Source organism: Streptomyces sp. NPDC004561, assembly GCF_053602155.1.
In genome coordinates this window covers 339-10,908 of sequence record NZ_JBSGDB010000311.1, presented here as the reverse complement: position 1 = coordinate 10,908, position 10,570 = coordinate 339, and the positions used below count along the sequence as shown (strand labels likewise).

Sequence of the window (10,570 nt, the reverse complement as noted above, 5' to 3'; positions counted from 1 at the left end):
CGGAGCCGGGCGCCACACCCTGACCCCGGCGGCGTACACCACCAGCCCGACGAGCATTCCCGCGCCCGCCCCGAAGCACAGGGTGGGCACCAGAGGACGGGGCGGTACGGCGCCCGTGCGGCTGCCCCGGACCACCACACCCAAGGACGGCAATCGAGTGTCTTTCTTCACCATCGGTCACCGCGGTGTCATGGCCGCCGAGCCGGAGAACACCCTGCGCTCCTTCCTGCGGGCCGAACGCGAGGGGCTGGACGGCATTGAACTGGACCTGCACCTGAGCAAGGACGGTGAACTGGTCGTCATGCACGACGAGACCCTGGACCGTACGACGGACGGCTCCGGTCCCATCGCCGACCAGAAGTTGCGGAAGCTCAAGAAGCTCGACGCCGGCCTCGGCGAGCGCATCCCCACGTTCGGGGAGGTACTGGACGCCGTCGGGCCGACGCTGCCGATCCAGGCGGAGATCAAGGACGTGGCCGCAGCCCGGTCGCTGGCCAAGGTGCTCACCGACCGCGACCTGCTGGACCGGGTCTCGGTGCTGTCGTTCCACGACGTGGCGCTGATCGAGATCCACAACCTGCTGCCGCGGGCCCGCACCGTGCTGGTGGCAGGCCCCAGCGCGCACCGCGACACCTTCGTCGGCCGCGCTCAGAAGGTCGGTTCCACCCTGGTCAGCGTGGAGCTGCGCCAGCTGAACCGGGCCATCGTGGAGAAGTGCGGCGCCGCCGGCATCGACGTGATGGCCTGGACCGTCAACGACGAGCGCGACCTGGCGCTGGCCCGGGCGCTCGGTCTGGTGGGCTGCGTGACCGACCAGCCCGGCATGAAGCGGCTGGTCGAGGCCACGGCCTGAGCTCAGGGGTCCGAGCGGGACCGAACCGCCGCCCGTGCGGTCGGACAGGAGCGTGAATGCTGTGGGTCGCAGGCCCTTACGCAGGGCAACCCACCTGCGGTCCGACCTGCTAGGACGCCACAGCCGTAACAGCCGTAACAGCCAGCCGTAACAGCCGTAACAGCCGGGACTCTGAATCTCCCGCGACAGACAGGTCCCCTCACCGCTCACCGGCGAGGGGACCTCGTGGTTGTGCCGCCGTCTGGGCGCGTCGGGTTCCGGCGCGGCGATGAGTTCGCCGACTCGCGCAGGTCTACCCCTTGACGGAGACAACCGACTCATCGGGAGCAAGCCATGGGCCTCATCCACATCGAGCTGTTCGCGACTCTGGACCTCGTCGCGCAGGCGCCCGGCGGCCCCGAAGAGGACCCGGTGGAGTTCCCGTTCGGCGGCTGGCAGGCGCCCCTGCTCGACGACGTCGCCGGGGCACAGGTCGGTGCCGCGTACGAAGGCACCGATGCCCTCCTGCTCGGTCGGCGGACGTACGACATCTTCGCCGCCTACTGGCCCCACCAGAAAGGCGGCGAGGGCAGCGAGATCGCCACGCTCTTCAACAGTGTGCCGAAGTACGTGGCCTCGCGCGGCAGGCCCGACCTCTCGTGGGCCGGTTCCACACAGCTGGGCCCGGATCTGGTCGACGCGGTGCGCGACCTCCGTGACCGGCACGAGCACGTGAAGGTCGTCGGAAGCCTGAATCTCGTGCAGACCCTGCTGCGCGAGAAGCTGTTCGACCGTCTGGACCTCTGGCTGCACCCGATTGTGCTCGGCGTCGGGAAGAAGGTGTTCGACGGTGGCGCGGTGCCCACCAACCTCGTGCTCCTCGCACCCCCGGCAGCCAGCCCGACGGGAACCGTGTACCTGCGCTACGGGCTCGCCGACGGCACGCCCGCCACGGGGGACATGACCGCACCCGATCGTGGTGCCGAAAACGACGACTGAAGCCCCCAACGCCTGGTGGGCCCGTATCACTGTGGAACGGGTATCGGGATATCTGCCGTCGCATGGCCCCGAGCCGAGAGCCCCTGCAGCTGGGTGAAGGCGACCGGATTCCGACCATCGAAGGTGTCCATCGGGGCCAGGTATCCCGCTCAGCCAACCCAGGAGCGCGCATCCTGCGCTGCATCCATGAGCACATCGACGCTCTGCGCGTCCTCGATCGACAAGCGTCCTGGTCGATTCCACTGTTGGATTTCCGGGTCGAGGCAGGAATCCGCAAGCACTTGTGCGTCGTCCACTTCCCAGGGCCGCAGTTGCATTCCACTCGTCAGTTGGAAGACCGGCTGCTGACCGCGGCTCATGTGCCCAGCGGGGACAACGGGAGGTATGGAAGCGATCATCGAGGCATGATGCCAGACCCGAACCTGCCCGACCGCCTGATCATGGAGCCGGATCGGGCTACTACGACCCGTCCCGGTAGCCCCGTCGACCGCGCGCCGAAGGTATCGCCCGTGTTCGCCCTGTTGTCGGCCGACGGTGTCAGCCCGTGCTGAGTGGCGCGGTCTTCTCGGCGTCGAGTTGGTGGTCGGCCCAGACGTAGGTTTCGGGCAGCAGGTCGGTGATGAGGACGGTTCGGATGCGGTCGCCCTCGCCGACGATGACCTTGAGGGCAGGGAAGTAGTCGAGGAGGACTTGCCGGCACCGGCCGCATGGGGGGACAACCCCTCGCTCGCGGTCGCCCACGGCGACGATCGTGTCCAGCTCGTAGGCGCCCTGGGCGGCTGCCGAGCCGATGAGGACCAACTCGGCGCAGGGGCCTCCGGTGAAGTGGTAGGCGTTCACGGCGGTGATGATCCGGCCGTCCTGGGCGCGGGCCGCGGCTGCCATGGTGTGGTTGTCGCCCCGGCAGCGCGTGCGGGCGACGTGGGCTGCGGCCTGGATGAGTTCGTGGTCGACGGGGTGGGTCTGCGTGGTCATCTTCTCTGCCTTCGTCGGATGTCAGGCGACGCTCGCAGGTTGCCTTCCAGAAGCCTAAGGCGCCGTCACCGGGGCGCGCATGCCGCGCCGAGCACAGTTGCACAGCAGGTCCGCCCAAACTCGCCTGATTCGCGGTATCCGTTCTTGAGCCCGACGAGTTCCTTCGAACCATCGGCGAGCACCTCCACACCATCACCAGGACGCAGGCTTTGGCCTCTTCCAGGCGGACGTTGAGGTGGGATGCCGTCGGCCCAGACGCACACGTAGCCGGCCTCAGACAGGTCGCAGTTCATCAGCGCGGCGAGCAACGGTGCTGGGTTCACAAAGCCGCAAATGTGCTAGAGGCTATGCCGAAGTCCGCGATCACACGGGGTGCCGCCGTAATCGCACCCCAGATCGTCGCTCTCGTCCGTGCCAGAGCCCGCTTCGAACGCGGCCTGCTGGTCGAGCGCCTGGACCAGGTGGCGTAAGGCAGCAGGGTGATGCCTCGCTGCCGTAGCCGACGGATAGGGTCCGTGCTGACAAGAACGGACCGAGGAAGGGCAAGAGCTGAGTGGGCGCCTCATCGTGGCACTACGTCGAACCTTATGCCGGAGACATCTCGGCGGCCTTGGCCACCGTGCGGCAGCGTGAATTCCAGAGACTCTTCGTCCACGGGACCTCCTGGGACGGGCTCGAGACCGCAGGCCGCTCACTCACCTCTGTTGATGACCTTGACGACCTTTGGGAAGACGAGACCTTCGGCAGCGAAGGAACGCACACGATCATCGACGTGTGGGAGGTCATCGAGGCCGAGGCGTACGACGATGACCACACCATGCGCCCGCTGTCGGACGAGGAATCCATCGAGATCTTCGGAACCGCGCAGCCGACCCAAGGAGATTTCGAACGAGCCCAAGAGCGCTACGACGCACGGCAATCCGGCTCGGAGGAACTGTGGGACATGCCGCGTTGGTCAGCCTGGTGCAGGCCGCTGCAGGACGCCACCGGGGCGAACACGATGATCGCCTTTTGGGGCAGGTCTGGCGACTGAAGGCCATGACTTGATCCAGAGGTCTTGACGAGGCCCGCACCCTCTTGGTGGCCCGACAAGGGCGACCACGGCGCCGGAGGCACGGTTTGGGTGCCCTACGGCGGCGGGTGGGAGATGCTTTCCGCCAGCCAGCACGCCGTCAACTGGTCACACGCAAAGAGCCCTCGTCGAGCAGGAGATGGCCACTCTCGAGTCCCGGCGACTTCTCCGCGAGCTCGGCTTCCCAGGCATGTGACCGCCCTCGCTGACGCGGTGCGTCTCTGGGATCTCGGCGAGCGGGGTGGTCTGGGCGACCAGGGGGTGTGAAGCGCCCAGATCACCCCGCTACCGAGCAGGGCCTCCCTGATGATCAAGGGCCGCCGGAGCGGATCCCACGTGAACAAGCCTCCAGGTGTACGAGCCCGCTCGATCGAGCCGTACCGATCATGAGCTTTCTAGAGCCCCGGAAGGCGGTCGGATCAGCGCAGGCCGGCGAAGAGGTCGTTCTCGGGCACGGCCGCGCCGGTGGTGTCCTGGACACGTACGAAGGTCTCGACGCCCATCAATTCGGTGAACCTTTTCTGGCCCATCTTGAGGAAGAAGATGTTCTCGCCCTGGCTGGCGTGCGCGGCCAGCGCATCGAACTTCTGTCCGCCGAACGCGGTGGTGTCCACCCAGGTGGTGATCTCCTCGTCGGGGAGTCCGATCTCGGCCATCGCGGCGGCCTCGGCGGGATCCGGCTCCTGCCAGTCCGCACCGAACTCGCGCATGACCTCCCCGAACCGCTGCATCATCGAGCGGGGTGCCGTCGTCCAGTACACCTTCGGTGTTGGCACGGTCATCGCCAGCGCCGTCATCGTGATGCGGTTTGCCTGGATGTGGTCGGGGTGGCCGTAGAAGCCGTTCTCGTCATACGTGACGACCACGTCGGGTTGGTAGCGGCGCAGGAGTTCCGCGAGTCGGGCGGCGCCCTCCTCCACGGGTGTCTGCCAGAAGGAACCGGGGGCGTCATTGGTTGGCCAGCCCATCATCCCGGAGTCGGCGTAGTCGAGCATCTCGAGATGACTGACCTTCAGAATTTCGCAGCTTGCCTCAAGTTCTTGGCGCCGCATCAAGGCGACGGCTGCCGGATCGTGCTCGGGATCGCCTGGCTTGACACCTTCCGGTCCGTCACCGCAACTGCCGTCGGTGCACGTCACGAGGACCGTGCGGATGCCCTCCGCCGCGTACCGTGCGAGGACACCTCCCGTTCCGGTGGCCTCATCGTCGGGGTGGGCGTGCACCGCCATGAGCGTCAAGGGCCGGTCATTCATTTAAGCAGTCCTCCTGTGGGAAAAGGTCTCGGTCCAAGTCTGCGACAGGCGCCTACGGGGTCACCCCGATATCGGGTGACCAGGCGTACCGCGGACCCGGGGGCCGGGGTCGCGTGGGGGCTGACGGACTTTTGGTCTCTTTGGCCCCCCGCCCACGCGGCGCCGGTCCCTCGGCTGGTGCAACAGTGCTGAGGGGATTGGCTGTTCCCGCCGGGGACGGGAACGCTCCTGGGACTTGGCCCTCTCCACCGTGCGCTTCGCTTCCGGACTTGCCCGTGAGCCTGTACGTGTTCATCGGCTCGTTGTACCGGCTCGGGCCCCGGCGCACCGGCGCGCTACGTCACGCCCGGGCGCCGCTACCTCAAGCTCAGCGGCGGCCTGCAGTCTCCCACCGGACCGAGCTCCGTGAGCGCCTCGTAACTCCTGCCGACCTGCGAGGTCTGATGGGCGGGGCTGGCCTATTGCATGACGCCGGCCAGTTTCGGAACGCCGCGCGATGCCGATCTACTGACCGCCTGCCTTGATCGCTGTCTTCGCCGCCCCGGCCGCCAGCATCCGCCAGCATCCGCCAGTGCACCGGCCGCTGAACGGTTGCACACCCACTCAGAAGTGGCTCGCTTACGCGAAGTACGGACGTTCATCGGCCTGTCCTGGTGGCGACGGCCGGGCTGCCCTCCGTGTAAATCCTGGAGTGATGTCGTGAGTGATACTCGGCATCGGCGTCGACGACGGCCACGATTCCTTCAGATTTTCACTCCTCTCCGTGGTTGACCATGAGCGCAGTGCAATCGACGTGGCGCGAAGTCCTCTTGAGCCGGCCCGGAGTCGGCAAAAGACTGCTGCGGTATCAAGGCCGCGCACTCGTCCCCCGGGACCCGCGGCACAGCAGTCACGATCGCAATGTGAGGAGAACGTCGATGCCCGACGCCGGCCGTCGAGACGACGCACACTCGATCACGCTGACCGATGGAACGGCCACCCGAACCCGGGAGGCGGCCCCCGTCGACCTGGTGCCAGTTCAGGAACTGCACCGCCGTTGCTCGCTGGGCAGCCGAGCCCTGCGATACCACGCGGGCAAGGCCGGGCTCTCACCTGCCGAATGGCGTCAGTTGGCCAGCCCAGAGCGCGGCACCACGCTGGTGACCGCTCCAGCCGAGCGTACGGACCACATCATCGCGATGACGAACGTCATGCGCACCGATCAGCAAGGGGTGGGGGAACTCGCGATCCTGGTCGAGGATGCTTGGCAGGCACGGGGGCTTGGCACCGCGCTGGCCGAACATGCGGCGACCGTTGCCCGACGCGAGGGACACCACGCGCTGGCCGCCGCGGTGGCGGCGAGCAACGAGCCGATGCTCCAAGTCCTGGAGAAACTGGACGCGAGGCCGGTCGGAGTCACCGGGTCCGTGCTCGACCTCCGCATCCTGCTCTAGGCGTTCATAGGTCGTCGTGGTGGGTCGTGAGGGGTGATGCGCCGTCTTGAACTCGCAGAGGCGGAGTGGGAGTTACTCGCTCCGCCGATACAGCGGGCTGCGACAGTACAGCCGCGCGTGGAGGACCGGCAGGCCGTCAATGGGTGGGACCGTCTACAAGATCGAGGCAAGTGGAACCGTGGCGTCCGGTCATGGGCGCGGGGCGCGCCAGGAGTTGAGGGGGAGTGGGCCGCGGTCGATGACGGTGCGGATGCAGATGGTGCTGCGGGCGTCGCGAACGGGGCCGATGGCCAGGATCTGGTCGGTGAGGACCTTCTCGAAGGTCCTCAGGTCCGGCACGGCGAGCTCGACGAGGAAGTCGGCGTCACCGGAGACCACGTGGCAGGCGACCACCTGGTCGATCGCCTTCAGTGCCTCCTCGACCACCTGGGAGGTGGTGCGGGAGTGCTCGACCTTGAGGGAGAGGAACACGGTCAGCCCGAGGCCGAGGCGCTCGCGGTCCAGATCGGCCCGGTAGCCGGCCAGGACCCCGTCCTCCTCCAGTGCCTTGGTGCGGCGCAGGCAGGACGAGGGTGACAGGCGTACGGCCTCGGCGAGGTCGACGTTGGGGGTACGTCCGTGGCGCTGGAGGTGGTCCAGGATCGCCCGGTCGATGCGGTCGTACATGGGACGTGGCATGAAATGCAGCGTAGTGGCCGGATCGGCGCACAATCATGCATCGCGGGACCCGCTGGGCACCGGATACGCCATCACGTGCCGCGCATGACGGCGCATCCTGGTCACGCGCTCCGGCCGGTACGCCGGACCCGCCGCCTCCGTACCCCTCTCACGCACATCGGACTGCCGCATGCACCACTTCCCTCTGGAACCCGACCGCGCCTCGATGACCGAGATGGGCCATCTCGTCCTGGACCGCGTCGTCGACCGCACCGACAAGCTGGGGGCCCGCCCTGCGACCAGTCCGCTGACCCCGCAGGCCGAGACCGATCTCGTGGAGTCGTTCCTGGCACCGCCGCCCGCCCGGGGCGGCGACCTGAAGGCTCTGCTCGCGCGTCTGGACGAGGCCGCCGACTGCGCTCTGGAGACCGCCGGGCCCGGCCACCTGGCGTACATCCCGGGCAGCGGCCTGTACTCCGCCGCGCTCGCCGAGTTCTACAATCGTGCCGTCAACCGCTACGGCGGCCTGGCCTCGGTCGCCCCGGCGTTCGCCGCACTGGAGGAGAGCGTGCTCCGCTGGATGGCCCGCGATGTGTGCGGACTCCCGGAGGGCAGCGGCGGCCTGCTCACCAGTGGCGGCTCGATGGCCACCTTCTCCGCGACGGTCGCCGCCCGCCACGACAGACTCGGCGAGGATCTCGCCGACGGCACCGTCTACACCACCGCTTTCGCCCACCACTCCGTCGCCAAGGCCGCCCGCCTCGCCGGGATCCGCGCCGGCCACATACGTACCGTGCCGCACACCCCGGACCTGCGGATGGACCCCGACGCCGCCGCGGCGATGATCCGCGCGGACCGGGATGCCGGGCTGCGGCCGTTCCTGCTGGTGGCCACCGCCGGGACCACCGACACCGGCACCATCGACCCGCTGCCGCAGCTGGCCGGCCTGGCTCGCCGCGAGGACGTGTGGCTCCACATCGACGCCGCCTACGGCGGCTTCTTCCGCCTCACCGCACGCGGCCGGGAACGCCTCGCCGGTCTCGAGGAGGCCGACTCGATCACCCTCGATCCGCACAAGACCCTGTTCCTGCCGTTCGGCACCGGCGCCCTGGTCGTCCGCGACATCGCCGCCCTGCACGCCGCGCACGACGGTACCGGCAGCTATCTCCAGGACATGGGGACGGCGGGGAGCGTCCCCGATTCGAGTCGCCTCGGGCCCGAGCTGACCCACGAGATCCGCGGTCTGCGGGCCTGGCTTCCCCTGCACCTGCACGGGGTGGATGCCTTCCGCGAAGCCCTGGACGAGAAGCTCGACCTGGCCGACCACGTACACGACGTGCTGTCCGGCGTCGCGGAGCTGGAGGTTCCGCTACGCCCGGACTTGTCCACCGTGATCTTCCGCGTCCGTCCCTCCGACGGCAGCCGGGCCGCCGCCGAGCTGGCCGACGAGGCGAGTCGCCGTCTGCTGGAGCGGATCAACGGCCATCGGCGCGTCGTGCTCTCCAGCACGGTCGTCGACGGCCGCTACACCCTGCGCGTCTGTATGGTCTCCCACCGTACCCACCTCGACCGCATCGCCGAGGCGCTGAAGATCATCACCGCCGAGGTCGAGCGCCACGCGGCCGTGTCGTGATCACCGGCCGGCTGTGACGCTCAGAGTGGCCAACTGATTCCTGATGCCGGGTGAACGTCGGGACGGGACCCGACGATCGGTTCGGATCGTCGGGTCCAAGTGGGGAGGCTTCACCGAGGGGATGGGATGAACGCAGACACCGTCACCGCGGTCTGCGCGGTCGTGATCGCTGTCGCATCGCTGATCGCTTAGGTCTACCAGGCGCACGCCGTGCCCCAGTGACGCAGTCAGCGATCACGGTGGTCCGGCCGATGGCTTCCTTCGCTCCGGACAGCTCCCCATGTGCCGCTGACGATCACCTTGATCATGCTCGGGGCCGCAGCCTCTGGCGGGACACAACTCGGTCGCCCGGACGGAATCGCTATGAGAGCCTCACGCTCGTGGCAACTGAAACCGAGGTGGGGGAGCTGTTGCACCAGCGCGGCTGGCGGACGGCATTCAAGGTCGGTGAAATGGTGAACGCGTGGGCCGCCCTGGTGAGCGTCATCGAACGCGGCTACGGCGACGACATCTACGAGTACACGAACGACCTCTACTGCCGGAACTGGCTGCACGAGGCGTGGATCCTGCTGGACGAACACCTCGTCCAGCTCTGGACCCCGCAGATCAGAGCTCTGGACGACCGGTACCGGGCCGCGACCGTCGACGACGATGGTCAGGCACTCGACCAGTTCCACAGGATGCCCGGCCCCGACCTGTGGTGGTGGCGGCGACACCCGCGCGTCCTCACCGGAGACCTCGGGTGTTCGCTTCGCTCAGCCGGTGCCATGGGCACCGACCCCGACGCGGCATGACCCTCGGCCTCATGAGTCCGTGCGCGGCCCGCCCCCATCGGGAATGTGATGGGTGGCTGGATCGCGCGATCCGGGAGTTCGGGGCTCGGCATCGATGCCCTCCCGCTTTCGTATGCTGGCGCTGCGAACTGCGGGACGACTGAGGGGGATGCGCGTGCCTCTGCACAGGGGCGATCCGAGATCCGTCGGCGGCTACAAGCTGGTCGACCGGCTCGGCGCCGGCGGCATGGGCATGGTCTACCGGGGCAGGTCGCGCTCCGGTCGTGAGGTCGCCGTCAAGGTCGTACGCGCCGAGTATGCCCAGGACCACGTCTTCCGGACCCGTTTCCGGCAGGAGGTCGAGGCGGCCCGCCGGGTGAGCGGGGCCTTCACCGCAGCCGTCGTGGACGCCGATCCGGAGGCCACACCCCCCTGGATGGCCACCCAGTACGTGCCCGGCCGGTCGCTCGCCGCCCGCATCCGTGAGCAAGGCCCGCTGCGCGTCGACGAGTTACGGCCGCTCGCGCTGGGCCTGGTGGAGGCCCTGCGGGACATCCACCGGGTCGGGGTGGTGCACCGGGACCTGAAACCGGCCAATGTCCTCATGGCGGAGGACGGTCCCCGTGTCATCGACTTCGGGATCTCGCGTGGTGCCGAGAGCCACCACGCCCTCACCGAGACCGGGCAGGTCATCGGTACCCCGACGTTCATGTCCCCGGAGCAGTTCACCGACGCCCGTACGGTCGGCCCCGCGTCGGACGTCTTCTCGCTCGGCGCGATGCTGGTGTACTGCGTCACCGGCCGCGGCCCCTTCGACGCCGACAGCCCCTACCTGACCGGCTACCGGGTGGTCCACCCGACTGCTCGACGGTCACCGTGGCCTGCTCCTTCTCCAGAGTCTGCACCACGCCTCCCGGAATGTTCAGCGCCGGCTCGAGGTCCT

General features: G+C 68.3%; 12 protein-coding genes and 2 pseudogenes. 9 read left to right on the top strand and 5 right to left on the bottom strand.

All coding sequences use genetic code 11. The features are described from left to right. Positions 1-157 precede the first annotated feature (157 nt). Together ACWEN3_RS31545 and ACWEN3_RS31540 are read left to right on the top strand one after the other, a co-directional pair. The gene (locus tag ACWEN3_RS31545) at positions 158-853 is read left to right on the top strand and encodes a glycerophosphodiester phosphodiesterase (protein WP_452977613.1); all 696 of its coding nucleotides are present in this window, start codon (positions 158-160) and stop codon (positions 851-853) included. Between the two features lie 333 nt (positions 854-1,186). After that, positions 1,187-1,831, top strand: coding sequence for a dihydrofolate reductase family protein (locus ACWEN3_RS31540; protein ID WP_452977610.1), 645 nt, complete (start codon positions 1,187-1,189; stop codon positions 1,829-1,831). A gap of 149 nt (positions 1,832-1,980) precedes the next feature. On the opposite strand, the gene ACWEN3_RS31535 is transcribed toward ACWEN3_RS31540, so the two are convergent. The 3 genes and pseudogenes from ACWEN3_RS31535 to ACWEN3_RS31525 all read right to left on the bottom strand — a co-directional run. Next, positions 1,981-2,190, bottom strand: coding sequence for a hypothetical protein (locus ACWEN3_RS31535; RefSeq protein ID WP_452977607.1), 210 nt, complete (start codon positions 2,188-2,190; stop codon positions 1,981-1,983). 178 nt (positions 2,191-2,368) lie between these two features. Then, the gene (locus ACWEN3_RS31530) at positions 2,369-2,806 is read right to left on the bottom strand and encodes a cytidine deaminase family protein (RefSeq protein ID WP_452977604.1); all 438 of its coding nucleotides are present in this window, start codon (positions 2,804-2,806) and stop codon (positions 2,369-2,371) included. A 31-nt stretch (positions 2,807-2,837) separates the two neighbouring features. After that, positions 2,838-3,090, bottom strand: a pseudogene (locus ACWEN3_RS31525) (transposase); the annotation flags it as partial. A gap of 269 nt (positions 3,091-3,359) precedes the next feature. On the opposite strand from ACWEN3_RS31525, the gene ACWEN3_RS31520 reads away from it, so the two are divergent. After that, a complete protein-coding gene (locus ACWEN3_RS31520; protein WP_452977601.1) occupies positions 3,360-3,839 on the top strand; it encodes a hypothetical protein in 480 nt (159 codons plus the stop codon). Positions 3,840-3,887: 48 nt separating this feature from the next. Then, positions 3,888-4,056 (top strand): annotated as a pseudogene (locus tag ACWEN3_RS31515) (IS5/IS1182 family transposase); the annotation flags it as partial. Positions 4,057-4,297: 241 nt separating this feature from the next. Here ACWEN3_RS31515 and ACWEN3_RS31510 read toward each other — a convergent pair. Then, positions 4,298-5,131 (bottom strand): PIG-L family deacetylase, encoded by an 834-nt coding sequence (locus ACWEN3_RS31510; RefSeq protein ID WP_452977599.1) that lies wholly within the window; start codon positions 5,129-5,131, stop codon positions 4,298-4,300. A gap of 465 nt (positions 5,132-5,596) precedes the next feature. Between ACWEN3_RS31510 and ACWEN3_RS31505 the strand changes: the two genes are divergently transcribed. Together ACWEN3_RS31505 and ACWEN3_RS31500 are read left to right on the top strand one after the other, a co-directional pair. Beyond that, positions 5,597-5,902, top strand: a complete 306-nt coding sequence (locus ACWEN3_RS31505; RefSeq protein ID WP_452977596.1) for a hypothetical protein — start codon at positions 5,597-5,599, stop codon at positions 5,900-5,902. Positions 5,903-6,048: 146 nt separating this feature from the next. Beyond that, positions 6,049-6,564, top strand: coding sequence for an N-acetyltransferase family protein (locus ACWEN3_RS31500; RefSeq protein ID WP_452977594.1), 516 nt, complete (start codon positions 6,049-6,051; stop codon positions 6,562-6,564). 189 nt (positions 6,565-6,753) lie between these two features. On the opposite strand, the gene ACWEN3_RS31495 is transcribed toward ACWEN3_RS31500, so the two are convergent. Beyond that, on the bottom strand, positions 6,754-7,242 hold the full coding sequence (locus tag ACWEN3_RS31495) for an Lrp/AsnC family transcriptional regulator (protein ID WP_452977591.1): 489 nt from the start codon (positions 7,240-7,242) through the stop codon (positions 6,754-6,756). Between the two features lie 169 nt (positions 7,243-7,411). Between ACWEN3_RS31495 and ACWEN3_RS31490 the strand changes: the two genes are divergently transcribed. The 3 genes from ACWEN3_RS31490 to ACWEN3_RS31480 form a co-directional block, all read left to right on the top strand. Continuing rightward, a complete protein-coding gene (locus tag ACWEN3_RS31490; RefSeq protein WP_452977589.1) occupies positions 7,412-8,854 on the top strand; it encodes a pyridoxal phosphate-dependent decarboxylase family protein in 1,443 nt (480 codons plus the stop codon). 380 nt (positions 8,855-9,234) lie between these two features. Next, a complete protein-coding gene (locus ACWEN3_RS31485) occupies positions 9,235-9,648 on the top strand; it encodes a hypothetical protein (RefSeq protein ID WP_452977586.1) in 414 nt (137 codons plus the stop codon). 154 nt (positions 9,649-9,802) lie between these two features. Beyond that, positions 9,803-10,570: serine/threonine-protein kinase (locus ACWEN3_RS31480; protein WP_452977583.1), on the top strand; the 768-nt coding region annotated here is incomplete at its 3' end.

What these genes read in the sequence shown, in the direction of transcription:
- ACWEN3_RS31490 (WP_452977589.1), top strand. Translation starts at nt 7,412, where the DNA reads ATGCACCACTTCCCTCTGGAACCCGACCGCGCCTCGATGACCGAGATG.
- ACWEN3_RS31495 (WP_452977591.1), bottom strand. Translation starts at nt 7,242, where the DNA reads ATGCCACGTCCCATGTACGACCGCATCGACCGGGCGATCCTGGACCAC.
- ACWEN3_RS31540 (WP_452977610.1), top strand. Translation starts at nt 1,187, where the DNA reads ATGGGCCTCATCCACATCGAGCTGTTCGCGACTCTGGACCTCGTCGCG.
- ACWEN3_RS31505 (WP_452977596.1), top strand. Translation starts at nt 5,597, where the DNA reads ATGACGCCGGCCAGTTTCGGAACGCCGCGCGATGCCGATCTACTGACC.
- ACWEN3_RS31530 (WP_452977604.1), bottom strand. Translation starts at nt 2,806, where the DNA reads ATGACCACGCAGACCCACCCCGTCGACCACGAACTCATCCAGGCCGCA.
- ACWEN3_RS31510 (WP_452977599.1), bottom strand. Translation starts at nt 5,131, where the DNA reads ATGAATGACCGGCCCTTGACGCTCATGGCGGTGCACGCCCACCCCGAC.
- ACWEN3_RS31535 (WP_452977607.1), bottom strand. Translation starts at nt 2,190, where the DNA reads ATGAGCCGCGGTCAGCAGCCGGTCTTCCAACTGACGAGTGGAATGCAA.
- ACWEN3_RS31500 (WP_452977594.1), top strand. Translation starts at nt 6,049, where the DNA reads ATGCCCGACGCCGGCCGTCGAGACGACGCACACTCGATCACGCTGACC.